At 51.2% G+C, this 23,557-nt stretch carries 21 protein-coding genes; 12 read left to right on the top strand and 9 right to left on the bottom strand.

Annotated elements, in window-relative coordinates:
- Nucleotides 1-116: 116 nt before the first annotated feature.
- The 4 genes from SK32_RS15160 to rlmM all read left to right on the top strand — a co-directional run bounded on the left by SK32_RS15160 (nucleotide 117) and on the right by rlmM (nucleotide 3,131).
- Nucleotides 117-344: a YgdI/YgdR family lipoprotein gene (locus SK32_RS15160; protein WP_048213094.1), complete on the top strand. Its 228-nt coding sequence runs from the start codon at nucleotides 117-119 to the stop codon at nucleotides 342-344.
- 362 nt (nucleotides 345-706) lie between these two features.
- Nucleotides 707-1,624 carry a glycine cleavage system transcriptional regulator GcvA gene (gcvA, locus tag SK32_RS15155; RefSeq protein WP_005130970.1) on the top strand — a complete coding sequence of 306 codons (918 nt, stop codon included), beginning with the start codon at nucleotides 707-709 and terminating at the stop codon, nucleotides 1,622-1,624.
- Nucleotides 1,625-1,642: 18 nt separating this feature from the next.
- On the top strand, nucleotides 1,643-2,038 hold the full coding sequence (locus SK32_RS15150) for a DUF423 domain-containing protein (protein WP_003034037.1): 396 nt from the start codon (nucleotides 1,643-1,645) through the stop codon (nucleotides 2,036-2,038).
- Entirely contained in the window at nucleotides 2,031-3,131 is a 1,101-nt protein-coding gene (gene rlmM / locus SK32_RS15145) for a 23S rRNA (cytidine(2498)-2'-O)-methyltransferase RlmM (protein WP_048213093.1), read from the top strand. The genes SK32_RS15150 and rlmM overlap by 8 nt, the downstream gene beginning before the upstream one ends.
- A 31-nt stretch (nucleotides 3,132-3,162) precedes the next feature.
- Here rlmM and fucR read toward each other — a convergent pair whose 3' ends face one another.
- The 4 genes from fucR to fucI all read right to left on the bottom strand — a co-directional run bounded on the left by fucR (nucleotide 3,163) and on the right by fucI (nucleotide 7,690).
- Nucleotides 3,163-3,891 (bottom strand): L-fucose operon activator, encoded by a 729-nt coding sequence (fucR, locus tag SK32_RS15140; protein WP_048213092.1) that lies wholly within the window; start codon nucleotides 3,889-3,891, stop codon nucleotides 3,163-3,165.
- A gap of 58 nt (nucleotides 3,892-3,949) precedes the next feature.
- Nucleotides 3,950-4,372 carry an L-fucose mutarotase gene (fucU, locus tag SK32_RS15135; RefSeq protein WP_048213091.1) on the bottom strand — a complete coding sequence of 141 codons (423 nt, stop codon included), beginning with the start codon at nucleotides 4,370-4,372 and terminating at the stop codon, nucleotides 3,950-3,952.
- Nucleotide 4,373: 1 nt separating this feature from the next.
- Entirely contained in the window at nucleotides 4,374-5,792 is a 1,419-nt protein-coding gene (gene fucK, locus SK32_RS15130; RefSeq protein ID WP_048213090.1) for an L-fuculokinase, read from the bottom strand.
- Between the two features lie 122 nt (nucleotides 5,793-5,914).
- Nucleotides 5,915-7,690 carry an L-fucose isomerase gene (gene fucI / locus SK32_RS15125; RefSeq protein ID WP_048213089.1) on the bottom strand — a complete coding sequence of 592 codons (1,776 nt, stop codon included), beginning with the start codon at nucleotides 7,688-7,690 and terminating at the stop codon, nucleotides 5,915-5,917.
- A gap of 464 nt (nucleotides 7,691-8,154) precedes the next feature.
- Here fucI and SK32_RS15120 point away from each other — a divergent pair, with 464 nt between their 5' ends.
- The 7 genes from SK32_RS15120 to fucO all read left to right on the top strand — a co-directional run bounded on the left by SK32_RS15120 (nucleotide 8,155) and on the right by fucO (nucleotide 16,330).
- The gene (locus tag SK32_RS15120; protein WP_048213088.1) at nucleotides 8,155-9,654 is read left to right on the top strand and encodes a sugar ABC transporter ATP-binding protein; all 1,500 of its coding nucleotides are present in this window, start codon (nucleotides 8,155-8,157) and stop codon (nucleotides 9,652-9,654) included.
- Between the two features lie 3 nt (nucleotides 9,655-9,657).
- A complete protein-coding gene (locus SK32_RS15115) occupies nucleotides 9,658-10,641 on the top strand; it encodes an ABC transporter permease (RefSeq protein ID WP_003034055.1) in 984 nt (327 codons plus the stop codon).
- A 73-nt stretch (nucleotides 10,642-10,714) separates the two neighbouring features.
- Nucleotides 10,715-11,665 carry an ABC transporter substrate-binding protein gene (locus SK32_RS15110; RefSeq protein ID WP_005130953.1) on the top strand — a complete coding sequence of 317 codons (951 nt, stop codon included), beginning with the start codon at nucleotides 10,715-10,717 and terminating at the stop codon, nucleotides 11,663-11,665.
- Nucleotides 11,666-11,718: 53 nt separating this feature from the next.
- Entirely contained in the window at nucleotides 11,719-13,299 is a 1,581-nt protein-coding gene (locus SK32_RS15105) for an FGGY-family carbohydrate kinase (protein ID WP_048213087.1), read from the top strand.
- Between the two features lie 66 nt (nucleotides 13,300-13,365).
- Nucleotides 13,366-14,364 (top strand): LacI family DNA-binding transcriptional regulator, encoded by a 999-nt coding sequence (locus tag SK32_RS15100; RefSeq protein ID WP_005130949.1) that lies wholly within the window; start codon nucleotides 13,366-13,368, stop codon nucleotides 14,362-14,364.
- Between the two features lie 142 nt (nucleotides 14,365-14,506).
- Complete coding sequence (fucA, locus tag SK32_RS15095) at nucleotides 14,507-15,154, top strand: L-fuculose-phosphate aldolase (RefSeq protein ID WP_005130946.1); 648 nt, start codon at nucleotides 14,507-14,509, stop codon at nucleotides 15,152-15,154.
- 27 nt (nucleotides 15,155-15,181) lie between these two features.
- Entirely contained in the window at nucleotides 15,182-16,330 is a 1,149-nt protein-coding gene (gene fucO, locus SK32_RS15090) for a lactaldehyde reductase (RefSeq protein ID WP_048213086.1), read from the top strand.
- Between the two features lie 76 nt (nucleotides 16,331-16,406).
- Here fucO and xni read toward each other — a convergent pair whose 3' ends face one another.
- The 5 genes from xni to queF all read right to left on the bottom strand — a co-directional run bounded on the left by xni (nucleotide 16,407) and on the right by queF (nucleotide 22,910).
- On the bottom strand, nucleotides 16,407-17,162 hold the full coding sequence (gene xni / locus SK32_RS15085; protein ID WP_048213085.1) for a flap endonuclease Xni: 756 nt from the start codon (nucleotides 17,160-17,162) through the stop codon (nucleotides 16,407-16,409).
- Between the two features lie 151 nt (nucleotides 17,163-17,313).
- Entirely contained in the window at nucleotides 17,314-18,681 is a 1,368-nt protein-coding gene (locus SK32_RS15080; protein ID WP_048213084.1) for an L-serine ammonia-lyase, read from the bottom strand.
- Nucleotides 18,682-18,734: 53 nt separating this feature from the next.
- Complete coding sequence (locus tag SK32_RS15075; protein WP_003034073.1) at nucleotides 18,735-20,024, bottom strand: HAAAP family serine/threonine permease; 1,290 nt, start codon at nucleotides 20,022-20,024, stop codon at nucleotides 18,735-18,737.
- Nucleotides 20,025-20,583: 559 nt separating this feature from the next.
- On the bottom strand, nucleotides 20,584-21,948 hold the full coding sequence (gene ppnN / locus SK32_RS15070; protein ID WP_048213083.1) for a nucleotide 5'-monophosphate nucleosidase PpnN: 1,365 nt from the start codon (nucleotides 21,946-21,948) through the stop codon (nucleotides 20,584-20,586).
- Between the two features lie 113 nt (nucleotides 21,949-22,061).
- A complete protein-coding gene (gene queF / locus SK32_RS15065; RefSeq protein WP_048213082.1) occupies nucleotides 22,062-22,910 on the bottom strand; it encodes an NADPH-dependent 7-cyano-7-deazaguanine reductase QueF in 849 nt (282 codons plus the stop codon).
- Nucleotides 22,911-22,978: 68 nt separating this feature from the next.
- On the opposite strand from queF, the gene syd reads away from it, so the two are divergent.
- A complete protein-coding gene (gene syd / locus SK32_RS15060; RefSeq protein WP_048213081.1) occupies nucleotides 22,979-23,524 on the top strand; it encodes a SecY-interacting protein in 546 nt (181 codons plus the stop codon).
- Nucleotides 23,525-23,557 lie beyond the last annotated feature (33 nt).

Below are 23,557 nucleotides of genomic sequence, written 5' to 3'. Positions count from 1 at the left end.
CTCTGGATATCCCCGCAAAGTCTGTGCAGTGTCTTATGCTAGATAGTGTTAGGCGAATAATTTTGCCTGTTATGAAATTCGTTTTATCTGGCATAAATTGCTGTGAGGAGAAGAATATGAAAAAGACTACCGCCATAATCTCTGCCTGTATGCTGACTTTTGCCCTGAGCGCCTGTTCCGGTCCGAATTACGTGATGCACACCAACGATGGCCGGACAATCGTGTCTGACGGTAAGCCAAAGACCGATAATGAGACAGGAATGATTTCGTATAAAGACGCTAACGGCAACAAACAGCAGATTAACCGTACCGATGTGAAAGAGATGGTAGAACTGGAGAAATAGCCGGTCGTCATTGGCAGACACACGGACAAAAAAAAGCACCGCAATTTGGCGGTGCTACATTAATCACTATGGACAGACAGGGTAAATGTACAGGAAGTGAAAAAGGGTAGCTTTGCTACCATGGTCTGAATCGCAGACCAATTGCAAACACAACAACACAACATCACAACCGTAAGCCAAAAGCCCACCAGAACACGCATTCCGATAAAACTTTTCGTTCCGGCTTCAGGAAGTGCCGCCACTATAGGTATTTGCTGGTAGAACCTCAACGGACAATTTATAATGGCTCAGATAAAAAAAACTAATAGGTTACAGCCTGTTAGCTAATTGTTAAATTCATTTAACATCAAAGCCTAAAAGTCATGTCAAAACGATTACCACCCTTAAATGCGTTGCGTGTTTTTGATGCTGCAGCGCGTCATTTGAGCTTTACGCGTGCAGCAGAAGAGCTTTTTGTGACGCAGGCCGCAGTAAGTCATCAAATCAAGTCACTCGAGGATTTCCTTGGGCTGAAGCTGTTTCGTCGACGCAATCGATCTTTACTGTTGACGGAAGAAGGCCAAAGCTACTTCCTCGACATCAAAGAGATTTTTTCGCAATTAACCGACGCGACGCGTAAACTTCAGGCACGCAGTGCAAAAGGTGCGCTTACGGTCAGTTTATTGCCCAGTTTTGCGATCCAATGGCTGGTGCCCAGACTCTCTAGCTTTAACTCAGCTTATCCGGGAATCGATGTCAGGATCCAGGCGGTGGACCGTCAGGAAGACAAACTGGCTGACGATGTGGATGTGGCGATTTTCTACGGACGCGGCAACTGGCCGGGTCTGCGCGTTGAAAAATTGTACGCAGAATATTTATTGCCGGTATGCTCGCCGCTGTTGCTTACCGGTGATAAACCGCTGAAGACGCCTGAAGATCTGGCAAAACATACGTTATTGCACGATGCGTCACGGCGTGACTGGCAAGCTTATACACGCCAGCTTGGGCTGAATCATATCAACGTACAGCAGGGACCTATCTTCAGCCATAGCGCCATGGTGCTACAGGCCGCTATCCATGGACAGGGCGTTGCGTTGGCCAATAACGTTATGGCGCAGTCCGAAATTGAAGCCGGACGTCTGGTTTGTCCATTTAATGATGTTCTGGTCAGCAAAAACGCATTTTATCTGGTTTGTCATGACAGTCAGGCAGAACTGGGTAAAATAGCCGCCTTCCGTCAGTGGATACTGGCGAAAGCGGCCACGGAACAAGAAAAATTCCGCTTTCGTTATGAACAATAATTTACGTAGGGTATTAACATGACCAGCCGTTTTATGCTGATTTTTGCCGCCGTCAGTGGCTTTATCTTTGTAGCTCTGGGAGCCTTTGGGGCACATGTTCTGAGTAAAACCCTCGGCGTTGTTGAAATGGGGTGGATCCAGACTGGCCTTGAGTATCAGGCATTTCATACGCTGGCTATTTTTGGTCTGGCCGTCGCCATGCAGCGACGCATCAGCATTTGGTTTTACTGGAGTAGCGTGTTCCTGGCATTAGGGACTGTGCTGTTTAGCGGCAGTCTGTATTGCCTCGCGCTTTCTCATTTACGCCTGTGGGCGTTTGTTACCCCTGTCGGTGGTTTTAGCTTCCTTGTAGGCTGGGCACTGATGTTAGTGGGCGCTATTCGATTGAAACGTAAGGGCGTAAGCCATGAATAAGGTTGTATTGTTGTGTCGCCCGGGTTTTGAAAAAGAGTGCGCTGCAGAAATTACGGATAAAGCAGGGCGTCGCGAAATCTTTGGTTTCGCCCGCGTCAAAGAAAATGCGGGTTATGTCATCTTTGAATGCTATCAGCAGGAAGATGCGGAAAAGCTGGTTAAAGAGTTGCCGTTTAGCTCACTGATTTTTGCTCGCCAAATGTTTGTTGTCGGCGAGCTACTGCAATATTTGCCGCCGGAAGACCGCATCACACCGATCGTCGGTATGCTGCAGGGCGTGGTGGAGAAAGGCGGCGATTTGCGTGTCGAAGTTGCCGACACGAATGAAAGCAAAGAGCTGGTTAAGTTTTGCCGCAAATTTACCGTACCGCTGCGCGCCGCGCTGCGTGAAGCGGGCGTGCTGGCAAAACATGAAACGCCAAAACGTCCGGTAGTGCACGTCTTCTTTATTGCGCCAGGCTGTTGCTATACCGGCTATTCCTGGCCTGACAATAACTCCCCGTTCTACATGGGGATTCCGCGTCTGAAATTCCCGGCGGATGCGCCGAGCCGTTCAACGTTGAAGCTGGAAGAGGCGCTGCACGTGTTTATCCCTGCCGATGAGTGGGATGAGCGTCTGGCCAATGGAATGTATGCGGTGGATTTAGGGGCCTGCCCGGGCGGATGGACCTATCAGCTGGTTAAACGCAACATGTGGGTTTACTCCGTGGATAACGGTCCGATGGCACAAAGCCTGATGGATACCGGGCAGGTCACCTGGCTGCGGGAGGATGGATTTAAGTATCGCCCGAATCGCAACAACATCTCATGGATGGTGTGCGACATGGTGGAGAAGCCAGCGAAGGTTGCCGCGCTGATGGCACAATGGCTGGTCAACGGCTGGTGTCGTGAGACGATTTTCAACCTCAAGCTGCCGATGAAAAAACGCTACGAAGAGGTATCACAGAACCTGGCTTACATTCAGGCCCAGCTTGATGAACATGGCGTAAATGCCCAGATTCAGGCGCGTCAGCTGTATCATGACCGTGAAGAAGTAACTGTTCACGTGCGTCGTCTGTGGGCTGCCGTCGGTGGTCGTCGCGACGAACGATAATACTTATATGCCGGATGGCGGCGTGAACGCCTCATCCGGCGTGGGTTGTTTCAATCATTTCTGTATCTGAAATAATATGCGTCACATTTTCCAGATGCCCAATCTGCGTCTCACCCGAGCGATTAAATTTACTCTTATCAATCAATAATAATGACTGCGCCGCACGCTTAAGCAGGATGGATTTAAAATCGGCGTTGGTAGCGTTGGAATCCCAAAGTGTACCGCCACGGTCGATCCCCTCGCAGGAAAAGATGAACAGGTCGATATCAAGTGACTTTAGCTGTGAGATGAGCGATGGATTAACGTAGCAACCGTATTTACGCTCAAGGCGACCGCCGGAACTGATCAACTGAATATTTTCACGTTTACCCAATTCGAGGCAAATCGGTTGGCTATTCGTAAATACGTGAATGTTAATGTCTGGCAACAGGCGAGCCAGGTACCAGCAAGTAGAACTGGCATCCAGCGCGATCACCATACCTTCCTCTATCCACGTTAACGCGTCTCTGGCGATATCTGCTTTGTGGGAATAATGGCTTTTCAGTCTGATATGAAACGGCTCGCCGCAGTCCTGGTTTACCCGATGTATCACTTTGGCGCGCCCGTGATTACGCAGTACCTTACCCTGCGCCTGCAGTTGCGTAAGATCGCGACGGATAGTTTCTTTACTGACATTGAGCTGTGAGGATAAGGTTTCAGTCGTCAGACTTTTATGGTTGCTCAACAGATCCAGGATTGCTTGCAGGCGCGCTGCTTTCATGTTTTCTCACCCCATCATGCGATGAATGCCCGTACCTGTCGGGCATTCAGGTAAGAGATTATGGCGTTACCCCTTTTTTTAACAGGATATTTCCGTACTTTGCCCGCTCCCCTGTAATAACGATTGCGAATACTTTTTGTGCGCGTTCATAAAATGCATAACGGTCAATGCGAGTGATGTCCGGGCAAGGTGTTTGTAATGACAGTGCCTGCCGATATCGCGCTTCTACGTCGAGGTCGAGCGAGTCTCCTTCGACGGCGGCCATCATCACCAGTGGTGGGGCGTAACTGTCCAGTTCAAACAGCGGAATAATCGCCTGCAACAGGTCGCTGACCTGCAGACCATCGGCCCGGATAACCTGCGGGCCCATACTGTGGGCCGGAAAGTGGGCGTCGGAAAAAATAATCTCATCACCGTGACCCATTTCAGCCAGCACCTTTAACAGATCCGGGGAAATTAAGGGGGAAATCGTTTTGAGCATGTCACTCGACTCCTGTGAATACGGGTTCTGTTTGTGGATAGAAGTAACGATACTGATAGTCCACCTGCGCGCGAGCCAGTTCCGGAGAGGCAAATTCGCCGATACCGGACCAGGCAAACATCGCTGCACCGGCAACCGTCGTTTCGGCATCATCCAGCACTTTGATGGGAATACCCAGAATGTTCGCTTTTATCTGATTCCATAGTGCATTACGACTTCCTCCACCAACCAGAAGCAGTTCGGTCGCCTGGAAGTGACCGATTTTTTCCAGCGTGTGCAGATTTCTCTGCAACTGTTCTGTCAGTCCTTCCATCGCGGCGCGATAAAAATGCCCACGGGTGGTATTGAGCGTAACCCCTTGCCAGCCCGCATTCTGAGAGGCCAGCAGGTCGCAGTGCATCTTCACGCCTTCGGCACCTGCCGGGATTGCCCTGGCTTCGTCAATCAGCGTTTGCCATGGGGTATCAGCAGTCCACAACAACTTGCGTACCCATTCGAGGACACCGGAAGCAAGCCACTGCATTCCGGGGTTATTGAGTCCGGGCTGGCTATCCAGTTCACAGGTTGAACCCGCATAATGGCTAAGCTGGGATGTATCCACCTGCGCGCTGCGCACCATCAGAATTTCCCATGTACCGGAGGAGAGCACGGGTTCATCTGGCTGGGCTCCAGCGCCAAATAGCGCAAACTGCGTGTCGTGTCCGGCAGATATCACAGGAGTACCCACTGGTAGCCCGAGCAGGCTGGCGGCCTCGTGTTGCAGTACTCCAATCTGCTCTCCCGCTTCAACTAAACGTGGAAACAGTCGGCGTGGTATCCCGGTTGCCTGCAAAATATCAACACTGAAATCTCGCTGATGAATATCCAGCATCTGACTGGTACCGGCCATGGTGATATCTGTGGTGAACTCACCGGTGAGGCGATGGTTGAGCAGTGATGAAATAAACAGCCAGGCGTGCGCCTGTTCCAGTAATTGCGGATGGTTTTCTTTTAGCCAAACCAGTTTATACAGCGTGTTGAAGCTGAACGCGCCGACGCCGGAAATTTCCTGCAACTGCTGCGACGGCATGTAGCGGTGGATATTCTCCATTACTGCCGTGGTGCGTGGGCATTTCCAGCTGATTACCGGATACAGTTGCTTGCCGTTCTGATCAACCAATGCGCCGTCTACGCCAAAGGTGGTGACGGCGATCCCACGGACCTGGCAGGCGGCCAGTTGCGCGGAGAGCCGCTGGCAGCAATCGGCAAAGCGCTGCACAATAGCGTCGAGGGACCACTGATGCCAGGCGCTATTTTCTGCAGCGATGTCACTGGCGTTTGGGGTGGACGCACGAGCGACAATCTTTCCCTGGCGGTCAACAGCGATAGCCCGCACGTTGGTCGCGCCACAGTCAAGGACCAGGATAACCTCTTGTTTCATAATTGCTCCTGGGATATTACCTATTGCCGGATGGCGGCTTCGCCTTATCGGGCCTACAAAACCGTGCACTTCGTAGGCCCGATAAGATGCGTAAGCGTCGCCATCAGGCAATCGCTTGATGTTTAACGCTTATACAGCGGGCCATAGTTCTGGCAGGCGCGATAATCCTGGCCTTCGCTGTCCATACCGTGCGCCGCCCATGCGGAAGGGCGATAGATCTTCTCTTCTTCCACGTTGTGCATACACACAGGGATACGCAGCATGGCGGCGAGCGTAATAAAGTCCGCACCAACGTGGCCAATCGTCAGCACACCGTGGTTGGCACCCCAGTTAGCCATTACGGAATAGACATCGCTGAACGGACCTTTGCCGGTTAAGCGCGGTGCAAACCAGGTGGTCGGCCAGGTAGAGTTGGTGCGAGCATCAAGCTGAGCATGTACCTCTTTCGGTAATTCCACACTCCAGCCTTCCGCAATTTGTAGCACTGGACCCAGACCTTTGATGATATTGATGCGGGTCATGGTGAACGGTACGCCACCTTCGGTAAGAAAACGGGAAGAGTAGCCGCCGCCTCGGAAATACTCGTGGATCGCCGGACACCATTCCGTCGCCGCCAGGCAATCATCTGCTTCCTGCTGTGAGATCTCCCAGTGTGGTTTCATGGTTGGCTGGCCTTCGCTGTCACGCTGTTTGCAGGAACCATCCAGTGCCGCAGAGCCGGAGTTAATCAGGTGAATAATGCCGTGCTCCGCAAGACCGGTCAGCGGTTTACCTGTGACGCGCTCTACTGCTTCCGGTGACCAGTAGGTTCGTACATCAGCAAAGACCTGTGCCGTGCCGGTGAGCTGGTGGCCAAACAACATTGCGACACCGTTCAGGCTGTCGTTCTCGGTGGCGACGACATACGGTTCGCGCACGCCATTCCAGTCAAATGAGCTGTTGAGCAACGCTTCGGCGGTGTCGCCGTTTGGATATTGATCCGTCCAGTGGCGCTGGCCCTGGAAACCGGCGGCAATCGCGTTGTACCCCATCGACTCTTCAACCCGGCCTTTCTCTGCCAGTTTCTGGTTACCCTGCATCATGTCGCGAATGCACATGGCCATCAGCAGGCTCTCTTTCAGCACTGCACGGCTCTGTTCTTCATTTCGCTTATACTGTTGTGCGTTCTGATCCTCGCCATAACGGAAATGTTTATCCGCCCATGCCAGGGCAATTTCCAGCTCCGCTTCGTCATAGATCTTCTGGTCAATGCGACGACGCAATTCGGTCATATCAACAGGTTGAACCTTCATTCCCAGCCAGGATTCAAAGAAGTTATGGTCGACAATAGAGCCTGCAATTCCCATTGAAACGCCGCCGACGGACAGATAGCTTTTACCTTTCATGCTGGCAACGGCTAAACCTGCCCGAGTGAAACGCAGCAGTTTTTCTTCAACATCGGCAGGGATAGTGGTATCACCTGCATCCTGCACGTCATGACCGTAAATAGAGAAGGCGGGAAGCCCTTTTTGATTATGTGCAGCCAGTGCTGCAGCCAGATACACGGCACCTGGACGCTCCGTCCCGTTGAAACCCCAGATGGCTTTCGGGCGCATAGGGTCCATATCGATAGTTTCGCTGCCGTAGCACCAACACGGCGTGACGGTAATTGTCACGCCGACGTTCAGGCTACTAAATTTTTCTTCACAGGCGGCAGATTCAGCCAATCCGGCAATACAGGTGTCTGCGATAACGCACTCGATCTGTGCCCCGCAGGCATGACGAAGTTTCTCGGAAATCAGTGCGGCAGTGGCTTTTGCCATGTTCATGGTTTGTTCTTCGAGCGACTCGCGTACACCCATACGACGCCCATCAATCACCGGACGAATACCGATTCTCGGTAAACTATTTTTTTTCATTCGAGGTTCCTCATCTCACTTTATGCCGTGCTGCAAAAGCGGATGTCGGACACCACTGTCGCAGTTGGCTGAATTACCCATTTTTGCTAACTCGAGTTAGCTTAGGTATTAGAGAGTTTTTTGCACAACTTTTTTGTTATGGAACTGTGAGAAGCCTCACGAGAAGTGGTTAAAATTCGATCTGCGTCAAATAAACAAATACAGTTTTTTTCATTAAATTCTTTTTAAATTAATAAGATAAAATAAATTGTCTGTTCAGTGTCACAGTTTTAAACCAAATGATTTGGCTATTTTTGGCAGCTAAAATAGCTTTAAAAGGCAATCGCTAACTCGAGTTAGCATTGTTGATAAAACGCATATGATCTTGTAGACACATTCGCATTAACGGTGACGATGGCTTCCTGGCAACGCTGTTTTTCGCCTGATTCACTGATTACAGTTTCTGTATATTGAGGAAAGCAGCAATGTCTGAAACATTTTTACAGATGAGTCATATTACGAAACGTTTTCCCGGCGTATTAGCGTTGAGTAATGTGGATTTTACTTTACGCAAAGGTGAGGTTCATGCGCTGTTGGGGGAGAATGGCGCGGGAAAGTCTACCCTGATGAAAATTTTATCCGGTGTATATCAACCTGATGAAGGGGATATTATTTTTGAGAACCAACCCGTTTCGTTTGCAAACCCATTGAGAGCACAAAGCGTAGGTATCACCATTATTCATCAGGAGTTTAACCTTTTTCCTGAACTGACGGTCGAAGACAATATATTTATTGGCAGGGAGTTTTGCAAAAATAATCGCTGGCGTCTGGATGAGAAACAACAGCGGCAGGCTGCGATCGATATTTTGCAAAAATTAAACCTGAATATCTCCCCAGACACACTGGTTGCCGATCTTACTGTTGCTCAGCAACAAATGGTTGAGATTGCGAAAGCGATATCGGTGAATGCCAAGATTCTTATTATGGATGAACCAACGGCGGCGTTGACGGAAACCGAAATTGACAGTTTATTCCGGGTTACACGCTTACTTAAAGAACAGGGAACGGGCATCGTTTATATCTCGCACCGACTGGAGGAACTGGCGCTGATAGCCGATCGCGCTACCGTCATGCGTGATGGACAGTTTATTGCCACCGTGGATTATGATTCGGTCAAAATCAGCGACCTGATTGCCATGATGGTTGGGCGTGACCTTGGCAATATCTATCCCCGTCGGGAGCCGCAACCCCAGCGTAAACCGGTGCTGGAAGTCAGTGGACTGACGCGCAAAGGCGTACTGAACAATATCGATTTTACCTTGCATCAGGGGGAAATCTTAGGTTTTGCCGGGCTGATGGGGGCCGGGAGAACAGAGCTGGCACGGGCTATCTTTGGTGCCGATCCCATCGACAGCGGAACCATCAAGTTGAACGGTAAAGAGACGGTAATCAAGGATATTCCTGATGCCATCCAGCAGGGTATTAGCTACTTAACCGAGGACAGAAAAAAAGAGGGGCTGGCATTAGGGTTGTCCGTTGAACGCAATATTATGCTAGGAAATTACCCCGAATATTCCAACCGATATGGCAACGTGGATAGTAAACGCTGTCAGCAAACCAGCGAAGAGCAGGTGAAAGCACTGCGTATTAAGACGCCGCATCTTGAACAGGCTGCGTTGAATTTAAGTGGCGGTAATCAGCAAAAAATTATTATTGCCAGATGGGTATGCAAAGACACCGACATTCTCATCTTTGATGAACCCACCCGCGGTATTGATGTGGGAGCCAAACTTGAAATTTATGAATTAATGAATCGACTGGTGGCAAAAGGGAAATCAATCATCATGATTTCCTCTGAATTACCGGAAGTGCTGGGTATGTGCGATCGCATTTTAGTTATGCGTAATGGGCGTATTACCGGAGAGTTAGCTTCTGATGACGCCACACAAGAAAAAATCATGCAATATGCGACGTTAGAGGACTAATTTATGACTATCTCTGTAACCTCTTCAGACAGCAATAATAAGAAAATAAAAATTAACAAAGAGCTTTTAATGCGCCTGGCGCCGCTTTTGAGTCTGATTATTCTGGTGATATTTTTTAGTTTTGGATCACCTTTCTTCTTTAACACTGAAAACATTATGACAATTGCCCTGCAAACCTCGGTGATTGGCATCATGGCGATTGGCGTTACCTTCGTCATTATCACTTCAGGAATCGACCTTTCTCTTGGCTCGGTAGTGGCCTTTTCTGGTGTTGCGGTAGGTATCAGCGCCACGCTGGGATTACCTCTGCCCGTATGTATTTTGGCGGGTGTGCTGGCGGGTGGATTATGCGGCTATATCAATGGGTTGCTGGTCACTAAAATGACTATTCCGCCCTTTATTGCCACCCTGGGTCTGATGATGTCCGTCAGAGGCATCAATATGGTAATGACTGACGGCCGGGCAATTTACTTTGCTGATTATCCCACCTTCAAGATGCTGGCACAGGGACGCTTGTTCGATGTGCTGCCTTACCCCGTTTTCTACCTCGTGGTTGTCGCACTGATCGCCGCATATATCCTCAAGAAAACGGTGATTGGTCGCTATGTCTATGCCGTGGGCAGTAATGAGGTTGCTGCGCATCTTTCCGGGATTAAAGTCCAGCGCGTGAAAATTTTCGTCTACGCATTTTGTGGTCTGCTGACCGGGATTGCCGGGGTCATTCTGGCCTCTCGTTTGAACTCGGGCCAGCCAACCGTCGGCGTGGGCTATGAACTGGAAGCCATTGCAGCGGTGGTCATTGGCGGTACCAGCCTGATGGGGGGGATTGGCACTATTGGCGGCACCATTATCGGCGCATTCATTATGAGCGTGTTGAAAAATGGTCTGAACCTGATGGGCGTCTCGCAGTTCTGGCAAATGGTGGCCATGGGCGTAGTCGTTATCGCCGCGGTTTATCTCGATACTTTACGCAAAAAAATTCGTTGATTTACGCACCCGGAAGTCACGGGACAACATAACCCTGACGTTTAGGGTGACTCACTCAGAACGGAGTAAAACAATGAGAACCAGGAATTTTGTCTATGCGTTATCCCTGCTGGCCTGCATGACATCCAGCGCACTGGCTAAAGATATGAACCTTCCTGTGGTCAGTAAAGGCTTCCAGCATGAATTCTGGCAGACCGTAAAAATGGGTACCGAAGCGGCAGCGAAAGAGTTGGGCGATAAGACCAGCTATGTTGGGCCTGCCGATGAAACTCAGATTGCCGAGCAGATTCAGTTGGTTGAAAACGCAATGGCGCAAAAACCTAATGGATTGCTGTTGGCGGCATTGGACGCCAATGCGCTTGCGCCATTAGTGGAAACAGCGAATTCACGCGGCATCAAGGTGGTGACGTTTGACTCAGGCGTAAATTCTGACATTCCTGTCAGCTTTGTGGCAACGAATAACCGTAAAGCAGGGGCTGAAGCGGCAGATGCTCTCGCTGCACAAGTGGGTAGCAAAGGGAAAGTCGGCATTATTGCGCACGTGGCGGGGACCTCCTCAGCGATTGAGCGTTCGGAAGGGTTTATTGCCCGCATGAAGGAAAAATATCCGGATATCAAAGTATTGCCGGTTCAGTACAGTGATGGCGATCCGCAAAAAGCGATGGATAAAACCATCGATATGATCCAGGCCAACCCCGATATTGCGGGGATTTATGGCACTAATGAAGGTTCAACGCTGGGCGTAGCAAACGCTATTGATAGTCAGAACCTGAAAGGCAAAGTGAAGGTGATTGGTTTTGATAGCACTGAGGCAATCATTGCCTTCCTGAAGTCTGGGGTTATTCAGGGCTTTGTCGTGCAGGACGCTTATCAGATTGGCTATCAGGGCATCAAGACGCTGAATGCAGCGGTATCGGGTCAGTCTGTGCCGAAAGAAATTGATATTCCGGTGAAGTTTGTCAGTGCGCAGAACATTGATACACCGGAAATCGACAAGCTGTTGCACCCATTCGGTAAAAAATAAGACCGCGGGGACGGTACATTCGCCCCATTATTAGCCAGCGTCAGGGAGCTACTATGAGCAGTGGATATTTCCTCGGAGTGGATGTCGGTTCCGCCAGTGTCAGGGCTGGTGTTTTTGATGCCAGTGGCAAACGGCTGGCTTTTGCGACATTCCCTATCTCGCAGTTTCGACCAGGCCCCGAGCGGGTAGAGCAGTCATCTGCCGAAATCTGGCAGCAGGTTTGCCATGCCGTGAAGGAGGCTGTGTCGTCAGCCGGGGTTGGCGTTGAGGAGATCCGCTCGTTGGGGTTTGATGCCACCTGTTCGTTAGTGGCTCTGGATGAACAGGGGCAGGGTCTGGCGGTTTCACCTGGTGAACCGTCAGACCACAACATCATCATGTGGATGGATCATCGTGCGGTGCAGGAGACACTGCGTATCAACGCTACGCAGGATCCGGCGTTGCGTTATGTCGGTGGTGAAGTCAGTGTCGAAATGGAACTACCCAAAGTGTTGTGGCTAAAAAACCATTTCCCCGCGACCTGGCAGAGTGCACACCGCTTCTACGACCTGGCGGATTTTTTGGTCTGGAAAGCCACCGCTCGTGATGTTGCTGGTCTGTGTACTTTAACCTGTAAATGGAACTATCTGGCACATGAGCAACGCTTTAGCCACTCCCTGCTGGATGCGGTTGAATTAACTGATTTACTGAACAAAATTCCGTCGCGGATCCTGCCCCCAGGCGCGGCCGTTGGGACGCTCAGCCCCGATGCGGCACAGGCGCTGGGACTGACGACAGCGGTGGTAGTTGCCAGTGGTATGATTGATGCCCATGCTGGCGGAGTTGCGCTTGCCGGGGTTGAGCCTGCGGGAACATTGGCGTTGATCAGCGGAACATCAAATTGCCATATGTTGTGCAGCGAGCAGGAGATTCATACACCGGGTGTATGGGGGCCGTACTGGTCTGCCATGCTGCCTGGCTACTGGCTGACGGAAGGGGGGCAAAGCGCGGCTGGGGCGCTGGTTGACTGGACGCTTCAGGAGTCGGGTGCCAGCGCTGAGTTGTATCACCAGGCTGAGGCGCGGGGTTGTCATCCGATAGCGTTAGTTAATGAATGGGTGGCTGCATTGGAAGCGCAGGAGTCAGAGCCTGGTCGTTATCTGCATGTCCTGGCCGATCATCATGGTAACCGTTCCCCGCGTGCGCGACCCGATGCCCGGGGCAGCGTTTGTGGTTTGACGCTTGAACGAGGCGAGAAGCAGATTGCTCGTCTGTATCTGGCGACATTACAGGCGATTGCCTGCGGTACCCGACACATTATGGAAGTGATGCGCGACAACGGTCATACCATTTCTCGACTGACGCTGTGCGGCGGTGCAACACATAATCCACTGTGGTTGCGAGAGTATGCAGACGCCACCGGATGCGATATTCATCTTATGCAGGAAGAAGATGCGGTGACGTTAGGTGCGGCTATCACCGGTGCGGTAGCCTGCGGGGTGTGGGCAGATGTTCCCTCCGCCTGCCGGGCGATGGTTCGTCCAGGCGGGGTGATTAAAGCGAATCCGGCACGACAGGACTTCTATGACCGTAAATACCAGGCATATCTGATGATGTGGGATCAACAGCAGGCGCTTAACCAGGTTATGCAGTAAGACAAAAGTTTAAAATACTTTTATGATTGAGAATTGACGTTTTTGGATGTGAACTGGGACATATAAATGGCTAAAACAGTAGAACAGATAGCCAGCGATCTGAATTTATCGGTGACGACCGTGCGACTGGTGCTGAACGGGAAGGCTGAGCAATATCGTATCAGTGTCAAAACCCAAACGCGTATTAATGAATACGTTGAACGGTATGGTTATGTCATAAACCATTCAGCCCGCAGCCTGAAACTGAATAAAACAGATACGTTGGGGCTGATTGTACCCAATATATCTAACGTCTTTTTTGCCACACTGGCCGAGAAACTTGAACAACGTTGCCGTCGTTCTGGATATCAATTAACGATTAGTTGTACCTACGATGATGTTGATTATGAAAACAAATTAACGAAAGCGTTAATAGCTCGTAATGTTGACGGTCTTTTTATTGTTCCCTCAACATTAGAGAATCAGCAACACCATTTGCGTCAGGTCAGAAAACCGATGGTGCTACTCGACAGGGATTTTAAGTATACCGATAACGCGCTGGTTGAAAGTCATAACATTTTAGGCGGTGAAAAGCTGACGCAAAGTTTGTTTGATGCAGGCAAATCTCCGATCTGGTTTTTAGTCGGGGATACCGGATTGCCCAGTATTGGCGATCGTTTAAAAGGTTATCTTAACGCATTGAACAATAATGGGATTTCTCATCGTGACTGGGTGCGTGAAGGTCCGGATAATACGCCGGAGGGTGGTTATCGGTTGATGGATAAATTGATCAACGAACAGGGCTGTCCGCAGGCGTTTATTGCCTCATCATTACCTGTGCTGGAAGGTGCCGTTGTTGCTATTCGCAATCGTTTTGGTGTGATCCCACCGGATATTAATATCGGGACATTTGATGAACATCCCATGCTGGGATTCCTCGCGAATAATGTCTGGTCAATGCAGCAGGATGAAAATGTCTGGGCGGAAAAAGCCTTCGCTATGATGATGAGTGCTATTGATGACCAGCCAATTAAAGAAACTGTAAAAGTTGAGATGAAACTAATTAAGCGTGTAAGACAACAATAATTCGTCGCACTAACTAAATCGGCCAACTGAATCTGAATAAATATGTTCAGTGGCTGCTCATACCTGAAACCTGACCCGTCTTACTCTGCGGCTGCATTTTTTCGCAATAAAGACGAGGGGCAACTGTACCCGGAGAATCATTATGGAAAGAATGCGTTTATCACGTGAAATCATCGAAACCTGCCTTGAAATGACCCGGCTTGGGTTGAATCAGGGGACTGCAGGAAATGTAAGTGCGCGCTATGAAAATGGAATGCTGATCACACCCAGCGGTATCCCTTACGAAAGACTCACTGAAAACATGATCGTGTTCGTAGATAACGACGGCAAATATGATAAAGGACAATTACCTTCCAGTGAATGGCGTTTTCACCTGGCGGCTTATCAGACGCGCCCGGATGCCAATGCAGTCGTTCATAACCATGCGATTCATTGCACCGCCGTGTCGATTCTGAACCGTCCTATTCCGGCAATCCATTACATGATTGCCGCGGCTGGGGGGAACTCTATCCCGTGTGCGCCGTATGCGACGTTTGGTACACGAGAGCTGTCAGAGCATGTGAGCGTCGCGTTGAAAAGCCGTAAGGCAACGTTGTTGCAGCACCACGGGTTGATTGCCTGTGAAGCGAATCTGGAAAAAGCACTATGGCTGGCGCATGAAGTAGAAGTCCTGGCCCGCCTTTATCTGAGCACCCTGGCGATTGTCGACCCGGTGCCAGTGCTGGATGACGAAGAGATCGCCATTGTGCTGGAGAAATTCAAATCTTACGGATTACGAATTGAAGAGTAATTTCGCATAGCGAAAAGGAGAAATACGATGGCGAACAGAATGATTCTGAATGAAACGGCATGGTTTGGCCGGGGAGCTGTTGGGGCATTAACGGATGAGGTTATCCGTCGGGGTTATCGCAAGGCTTTGATTGTCACCGATGCAAACCTGGTACAGTGCGGCGTTGTCGATAAGGTGACATCCCGTATGGATGCCGCCGGTTTGCCGTGGGAAATCTATTCCGGCGTGATCCCAAATCCTACAATTGCAGTGGTGAAGGAGGGATTGGGAGTCTTTCAGCAAAGTGGTGCTGATTATCTGATAGCTATAGGCGGCGGCTCCCCACAGGATACCTGCAAAGCGATTGGCATTATCCACAATAACCCTGAGTTTGCCGATGTACGCAGCCTTGAAGGGTTATCGCCAACACGTGCTGCGAGCGTACCGGTGATGGCTATCCCTACGACGGCAGGGACGGCGGCGGAAGTGACCATTAACTACGTGATCACGGACGAAGAAAATCGGCGTAAATTTGTCTGCGTCGATCCGCATGACATCCCGCAGGTGGCGTTTATTGATGCCGATATGATGGACGGTATGCCTGCCGCGTTAAAAGCGGCGACCGGGGTCGATGCGTTGACCCATGCTATTGAAGGTTATATTACGCGGGCGGCGTGGGCACTCACTGACGCGTTGCACATCAAAGCCATTGAGATCATTGCCGGGGCGCTGCGCGGCTCTGTTAATGGTGACAGCCAGTCCGGTGAGGCAATGGCGCTTGGTCAGTACGTTGCCGGGATGGGATTTTCAAACGTCGGTCTGGGACTCGTGCATGGGATGGCGCACCCGCTAGGGGCCTTTTATAACACTCCGCACGGCGTCGCCAATGCCATTTTGTTACCGCACGTGATGCACTACAACGCCGAATACACCGGAGAGAAATTCCGCGATATCGCCCGGGTTATGGGGGTGAAAGTGGAAGGTTTGACGCTGGAAGAGGCGCGTAAGGCCGCGGTAGATGCTGTGTTTGCGCTTAACCGCGATGTGGGGATCCCGCCGCACTTACGTGATGTGGGGGTACGTAAGGAAGATATTCCTGCGCTGGCGCAGGCGGCATTTGACGATGTTTGCACTGGCGGTAATCCGCGTGAAGCAAGCATTGCCGATATTGTCGAGCTGTACCACACCGCCTGGTAATCACCTGGCGTTTATCCGGCCTACAGGAGGGTACGATGCGTAGGCCGGATAGGCGCAGCGCCATCCGGCAATAAGACTACCGTGCCAGCCGAAGCTGCTGGAGATTTCCGTCAATATGTAAGTCCGTTTGCAGCCGCGCGATATCACGGCACAGAAACGCCATCTCCTGGTGCATCTCCAGTTTCTTGCGCCACTTTTCCGGCACGTCTTCCAGATGTGCGTAAATCCCTTCCAGATGCTGAAACTGCACGAGTAGCTGTGTTGCACTCTTGGGACCAATACCTGCAACGCCCGGCACTTTTGAGCTGCTGATCCCGGCCAGTCCCCAATAATCTGGCAATTGCTGAGGCATTACACCAAATTCTTTCTCAATGAACGGCGCGTCCAGCCAGCGCTTCTGGAAATAGTCGCGAATGCGTAATGTTGGGGAGAGCAGTTGGCAATAACCTTTATCTGTCGAAACGATGGTGGCCTGATGTCCCGCCTGGGTGACTTTCACCGCCAGCGTTGCGGCTAAATCATCGGCTTCATTCCCGCTCGAGACCCAACAACAGACGCCGTGTTGTTCAAAAGCGGCGCGTAAGGCGGGCATTTCCTTGTGTAAATCGTCAGGCATTGGCGGGCGACCGGCTTTGTAGTCAGGTAAGCGTTGGTGACGCCAGCCGCTGTTGCGCGCTTCGTCATCAAATACCGCCACGGCGTGTGTGGGCTGACTGTGCACAATCAACTGATCGAGCGCGTGCTGGCACGTCTCCACGCAGGGCGACCCCTGGACGGCGTGAATGCGACGAATGAGATTGAGTGCATCGACAATGAGCAGATGGACGGCCACGGTGTTCTCCCTGATAAATCAGGCTGTAGGGTAACATTCACAGTGGGGGGAGGCGAAGATCTGAAACAACATTTTGCCGGATGGCGGCTGACGCCTTATCCGGCCTACAAATGACTGTGGCACTGTAGGCCGGATAAGCTTGCGCCAGGGATTAATCGCAGGTAACGATCTTCATCGCCAGACCGCCACGTGAGGTTTCGCGGTATTTGGCATTCATATCTTTACCTGTCTCGTACATGGTCTCGATAACTTTATCGAGGCATACACGAGGCTCGCTGGTACGGCGCAGCGCCATACGAGCAGCGTTCACCGCTTTCACCGATGCAATGGCGTTACGCTCAATGCACGGAACCTGAACTTGTCCGGCAACTGGATCGCAGGTCAGACCCAGGTTGTGTTCCATACCGATTTCTGCGGCGATACATACCTGCGTCGGGCTACCGCCCAGCAGTTCTGCCAGACCCGCTGCCGCCATAGAACACGCCACGCCGACCTCACCCTGACAGCCCACTTCAGCACCCGAAATTGAGGCATTCATCTTGTACAGGGAACCGATGGCGCTCGCGACCAGCATATAGCGTGCCAGTGAGTTAGCGTTCACTTCGCGGATAAACTTGTCATAGTACGCCAGCACTGCAGGAACAATCCCGCATGCGCCGTTCGTCGGGGCGGTAACTACACGTCCACCGGCAGCGTTCTCTTCGTTCACGGCCAGCGCAAACATGTTGATCCAGTCTACAACTGCCATCGGGTCAGTCGTGGTTTTGTCACTGCTAACCAGCATACGACGCAGTGCTGCCGCACGACGCGGAACGCGCAGTTTGCCCGGCAATACGCCTTCGGTGGTGATACCGCGTTCAATTCCACTGCGCATCACTTCCCAGACGTTTGCAAAGTGCTGTTCCAGCTCTTCTTTGCTGTGCAGGGCTAGTTCGTTCTGCATCATCAGGCCGGAAAGTGACAGTCCGGTTTCCTGACAGTGTCGTTGCAAATCGGCTGCGGATGTATACGGATATGGCACGTTTACCGGATTGTTATTCGGCAAACCAAAGTGTTCTTCATCAACGATAAATCCACCGCCGATGGAATAGTACGTCTGGCTGTAAATGGCTTTTTCGCCTGCCAGTGCGGTAATACGCATCCCGTTTTCGTGCAGGGACAGATTGTCCGTATGGAAATTCATGCACTTATCAACCGGGAATTCGACCTCATGTTGACCGTCCGCCAGCAGCAAACGTCCATGAGTATTCACATCCTGGATAAAGGCCGGGATAGCATCAATGTCTACGGTATCCGGCAGATTACCCGCCAGGCCCATAATAATCGCGATGTCGGTATGGTGACCTTTCCCGGTCAGGGACAGAGAGCCATAGACATCAACCACTACGCGGGTTACGTCAGTGAGAATTCCGCGTGCAATCAGGTCATCCGTGAATTGTTTGCCTGCTTTCATCGGGCCAACAGTATGGGAGCTGGAAGGGCCAATGCCGATTTTGAAAATATCGAATACGCTAATCATGAGGCGTCCATTGTGTATCGAGGTGCGCCGCCCCGAAGAGCGGCGCAGGGGAATTAACTGAACAGAGAGTAGAAAATAGCGGAGATAGCGATCAGGCCCATAATCACAACGAAAACGTTGCTGATATGGCCGCTGTATTTACGCATTGCCGGTACTTTCTGAATCGCATACATCGGCATCAGGAACAGAATCATCGCGATGATTGGGCCACCCAGGGTCTCAATCATACCGAGGATGCTCGGGTTCAGCGTCGCCACAATCCAGGTGGTTACCAGCATGAACAGTGCAGTGATTTTGTTCAGTTTGTTGATTTCGATGGATTTGCCTTTGCCGCGCAGAGACTTAATCACCATCCCGTTGAAGCCTTCACGTGCGCCCAGGTAGTGGCCGAGGAAGGATTTGGTGATAGCGATAATCGCGATGATCGGTGCCATCCAGGCAATAATCGGCGCGTTAAAGTGGTTCGCCAGGTAAGACAGAATCGAGATGTTCTGCTCTTTTGCTGCTGCCAGGTCCGCCGGGGTCAGGCTGAATACACAGCTGAAGACGAAGAACATAACGGTCAGTACCATCATGATGTGAGCGAATGCCAGAATCTTGGAGCATTTCTTCTCAGCTTCATCACCGTACTCTTCACGCTTCGCCACGGCGAAGGAGGAGATGATCGGGGAGTGGTTGAAGGAGAACACCATTACCGGAATCGCCAGCCACAGGGTCAACAGCAGGCCGTTGCCGGTGGTTGCCGCAGAGTCAAAAGACATGGTTTCCAGAATCGCACCGCTCCACTGAGGGATCAGGTACAGCGCCAGCAGCATCAGAGCCGCAACGAACGGGAATACCAGGATACTCATCGCCTTCACGATCATCTGCTCACCGAAGCGCACGATGGTCATCATGCCGACAATCAGAATCAGAGAGAGGATTGCACGCGGCGGCGGCGTAATCGCCAACTGGTGAGTCAGGAAGCTTTCAACGGTGTTGGTGATTGCAACGCTGTATACCAGCAGAATGGGGTAGATAGCGAAGAAGTAGAGCAGAGTAATCAGTTTACCTGCGCCAACGCCAAAGTGTTCTTCTACAACTTCAGTGATGTCTTCACCCGGATTTTTACCGGACAACACGAAGCGGGTCAGACCACGGTGAGCAAAGAAGGTCATTGGGAAGGCAAGAATGGCCATGATGATCAGCGGGATCATACCGCCAACGCCTGCGTTAATTGGCAGGAATAATACACCCGCGCCAATCGCCGTGCCGTAAAGGCCCAGCATCCACATGGTGTCTGTCTTGCGCCATGCGCTGCGGGTCTGGCCCGTAACGATAGTGCTGGTTTGCGTGTTTTCCATCTGTTTCTCCTGGAGGAAGCTTAAAAAGTCGGGTTTGGGTTCAATCCAATGAAAAAATACCCGACTGTAAAACGAAATTCGTTTAGCGATTTTTATATAATTTTTCGCCGTAATAATTTTCGGGCGGAAAGATACATTTAAGTAATGAATGTATCAGTGATCGCGATCTCAAATGCAATAATCCACCTTTTATGTGGATAAATTTGGACCATTAATCTGTTAAAAAATAGTCAAAGCGAATTTACGGGCGTGAAGGCTAACATTAACGACATATGGCATGAAAGACAGGGCGCGAAGATACGAGGGTTGCGCTATAAAAACTGTTGTTTTTAGTGAATTCTGATGACTAATTATAATTTGCGGTGATAAATCACGGTTTCCCCTGGGAGGTAATCGTTTGCGTTTTGGGGCTCGCCAGACGAAAGATAATTGATATTTATGTTATTGCGTGAGCTATGTGATTGGTATCACTAAAAAAGCCGGTTGGCTGAAGCGCCAAATCCGGCTTTGATATGGACAAAACTGTCACCGCTATAGCGCTGCTAGCGGGTGTTGAAGGTTATGCGCAGATCTCGTAGCACGGGATATACGCAGTGCCCGGCAACTTCATACGATGTTGTGCAACAAAGCCCTGCAGGAGATCGTCCATGCGGCGCATCATCTCAGGGTCACCGTGGATTTTGTACGGGCCAAACTCTTCAATGGCGCGAATGCCGACTTCTTTCACGTTCCCCGCGACAATCCCGGAGAATGCGCGACGCAGGTCTGCAGCCAGCACTTCAACAGGCTGGTCTGGATACAGTTTCAGATTCGCCATGTTTTCGTGGGACGGTTCGAACGGCATCTGCAAATCAGGTGCGATACGAATTGACCAGTTAAAGCTGTAGGCATCGCCGGTGTCTCGGCGGTTCTCTTTCACCAGCGGCATCGCTTTTTTCATCAGACGAGCGACTTCCGCTGCATCGTCAATGATAATGCGATAGTGGCGACGCGCATCTTCCCCCAGCGTGTGCACGATAAATTCGTCCAGCACGCGGAAGTAATCCGCACTCTCTTTTGGCCCGGTCAGGATCAGTGGCAGAACTTGATCTTTGTTGGCCGGATTCATCAGGATACCCAGCAGATACAACAGCTCTTCTGCTGTCCCTACGCCGCCCGGGAAGATGATAATGCCGTGAGCGATACGCACGAACGCTTCCAGACGTTTTTCAATGTCCGGCATGATGATCAGTTCGTTAACCAGCGGGTTAGGCGGTTCCGCCGCGATAATTGACGGCTCGGTCATACCAATAAAGCGGCTGTCTTTGTAGCGCTGCTGAGCGTGGCCGACCGCGGCGCCTTTCATTGGCGCTTCCATCGCGCCCGGACCACACCCGGTGCAGATGTTCAGTTCACGCAGGCCTAACTGAGTGCCCACGCGACGCGCATACAAGTATTCGTTCTCGTTGATGGAGTGACCGCCCCAGCAGACGACCATGTTCGGCGCTTCACCGACGTGAAGCGCCCGGGCGTTACGCAGAATGGAGAAGACCAGGTTGGTGATGTGAACCGAGCTTTCGAGATCCAGATGCTGGAAACGACCCGCGTTATGGATCTGGCCATTGACGAAAAGAATGTCGCGCAGTACGGCAAACAGGTTGGCCTGCAGCGCGCGAATGATGCGCCCATCGACAAACGCGTCTTCAGGTGGGTTGATCAGTTCCAGCTTCACGCCGCGTTCACGGCGCAGCACGTTAATGTCGAAACTTTCAAAACGAGACAGCAGCTCTTTGCTGTTGTCTGTCAAACTGCCGGAGTTCAGAACGGCAAGCGAACAGTTACGAAACAGTTGATACAGGTCGCTGCTGGCCGTGCGTTTAAGCATATCGACTTCCAGCTGCGACAACATGTCCATTGAGCCAAGCGGGCTAATATGTGTAATCAAGTAAACTCCTTACGGGACGAGAGATATCATCCTCTACTGATTACAATAGCCCTGGCTTATGACCTTTCACAACCTTGCGCGCGGAATCCGACACGCAAAATTGAGAAAAAAGATTACTGACGCACCAGTCTGCCTGTTGCGGGGGTGAAATCTGTGTTGGTGCGCCATGGGTTGATATCGAGGCCGCCGCGTCGCGTGTAGCGTGCGTATACGCTCAGTTTCTCCGGCTGACAGAAACGCAGCAGGTCATTGAAAATGCGTTCCACACACTGCTCGTGAAATTCATTGTGGTGGCGGAAGGAGACCAGATAGCGCAGCAACTTTTCCCTGTCGATTTTGCGACCGCGATACTGAATTTGTATGGAACCCCAGTCTGGCTGGTGAGTGATCAGGCAGTTGGATTTTAGCAGATGGCTGACCAGCGTCTCTTCCACCGCTTTTTCACCGCTTACGGCATTTTCCAGATAGTCGGTGCTGAACTGGTAGTTATCGATGACGATATCCTGATTGTCGATACAGGTGCCATTGAAGTGGGCTATCGGCTGCCCTTCCTGTTCGTCAAGACGATAGAGCGCTACGCTGACATCACCTTGCGCGCAGGCGCGTAGATCGTGTTCCAGCGTCTGACGGACGTGTTCCCATGAGTCAAAACGCGTCTGATTAAAACTGTTCAGATACAGCTTAAAACTTTTTGATTCAATCAGATTAACGCTGGTGTAATCCAGCTCCACATGGCCGACCGCAACCTGCGGTAAGCCGTTGGCATTCAGCCATGACAGTTCATACAGCGTCCAGATATCGGCGCCGTGAAAAGGCAGATTATCGGCCTTAAGATCCAGCGGGTCGCGGTTCAGGCTGCGCGGAACACCCTGCAGCAGGCTGGCGTCGTAAATATCCCGGTAATCCGTTGATTTTCCGAGAGTCAGGCCGTCAAGCGCCTGATGATTTTCATAAGAGGACATGTTTCACCGTCATAAACCAGATACACTATGCGACAAGTGTATCCTGGCTTTTGTGAAGAGAGAAATCAGTGGACGAATTGACAGCACAGGCGTTGGCAGCCTTTACGACGCGTTATTGCGATGCATGGCATGAAAAAAACGGCAGCTGGCCGCTGAGTGAAGAGCTGTATGGCGTACCGTCTCCGTGCATCATCTCCTCCACGAACGATGCGGTGTACTGGCAACCGCAGCCTTTTGTGGGCGAGCCGAATGTAAACGCGGTTGAACGCGCCTTTGATATTGTGGTACAACCCGCTGTTCATGCGTTTTATACCACCCAGTTTGCCGGGGACATGCACGCACAATTTGCGGATGAGAAACTTACTCTGCTGCAAACCTGGTCTGAAGATGACTTCAGGCGCGTACAGGAAAACCTGATCGGCCACCTGGTTACGCAAAAACGCCTTAAGCTCTCTCCTACACTTTTTATTGCCACACTGGACAATGAACTTGATGTTATTTCAGTGTGCAACTTGTCTGGGGAAGTCTGCAAGGAAACGCTGGGAACCCGTAAACGGACGGTTCTGGCGGCCTCGCTTGCGGAATTTCTTACTCAACTTAAGCCTGTTCTGTAATCCAGTTTGCCCTAGGGCGTGTGAGAGATCTCT

This window comes from Citrobacter sp. MGH100, assembly GCF_001034465.1.
Lineage (GTDB): Bacteria > Pseudomonadota > Gammaproteobacteria > Enterobacterales > Enterobacteriaceae > Citrobacter > Citrobacter youngae.
The sequence above is the reverse complement of the archived record's forward strand: the minus strand, read 5'-3'. Positions and strand labels throughout refer to the sequence as shown.

Coding starts and splice junctions, on each gene's coding strand:
- SK32_RS15105 (WP_048213087.1), top strand. CDS start 11,719: ATGAGCAGTGGATATTTCCTCGGAGTGGATGTCGGTTCCGCCAGTGTC.
- gcvA (WP_005130970.1), top strand. CDS start 707: ATGTCAAAACGATTACCACCCTTAAATGCGTTGCGTGTTTTTGATGCT.
- SK32_RS15080 (WP_048213084.1), bottom strand. CDS start 18,681: ATGATTAGCGTATTCGATATTTTCAAAATCGGCATTGGCCCTTCCAGC.
- SK32_RS15150 (WP_003034037.1), top strand. CDS start 1,643: ATGACCAGCCGTTTTATGCTGATTTTTGCCGCCGTCAGTGGCTTTATC.
- fucA (WP_005130946.1), top strand. CDS start 14,507: ATGGAAAGAATGCGTTTATCACGTGAAATCATCGAAACCTGCCTTGAA.
- SK32_RS15160 (WP_048213094.1), top strand. CDS start 117: ATGAAAAAGACTACCGCCATAATCTCTGCCTGTATGCTGACTTTTGCC.
- fucI (WP_048213089.1), bottom strand. CDS start 7,690: ATGAAAAAAAATAGTTTACCGAGAATCGGTATTCGTCCGGTGATTGAT.
- fucO (WP_048213086.1), top strand. CDS start 15,182: ATGGCGAACAGAATGATTCTGAATGAAACGGCATGGTTTGGCCGGGGA.
- SK32_RS15110 (WP_005130953.1), top strand. CDS start 10,715: ATGAGAACCAGGAATTTTGTCTATGCGTTATCCCTGCTGGCCTGCATG.
- fucR (WP_048213092.1), bottom strand. CDS start 3,891: ATGAAAGCAGCGCGCCTGCAAGCAATCCTGGATCTGTTGAGCAACCAT.
- SK32_RS15120 (WP_048213088.1), top strand. CDS start 8,155: ATGTCTGAAACATTTTTACAGATGAGTCATATTACGAAACGTTTTCCC.
- SK32_RS15115 (WP_003034055.1), top strand. CDS start 9,658: ATGACTATCTCTGTAACCTCTTCAGACAGCAATAATAAGAAAATAAAA.
- SK32_RS15100 (WP_005130949.1), top strand. CDS start 13,366: ATGGCTAAAACAGTAGAACAGATAGCCAGCGATCTGAATTTATCGGTG.
- rlmM (WP_048213093.1), top strand. CDS start 2,031: ATGAATAAGGTTGTATTGTTGTGTCGCCCGGGTTTTGAAAAAGAGTGC.
- SK32_RS15075 (WP_003034073.1), bottom strand. CDS start 20,024: ATGGAAAACACGCAAACCAGCACTATCGTTACGGGCCAGACCCGCAGC.
- fucK (WP_048213090.1), bottom strand. CDS start 5,792: ATGAAACAAGAGGTTATCCTGGTCCTTGACTGTGGCGCGACCAACGTG.
- fucU (WP_048213091.1), bottom strand. CDS start 4,372: ATGCTCAAAACGATTTCCCCCTTAATTTCCCCGGATCTGTTAAAGGTG.
- queF (WP_048213082.1), bottom strand. CDS start 22,910: ATGTCCTCTTATGAAAATCATCAGGCGCTTGACGGCCTGACTCTCGGA.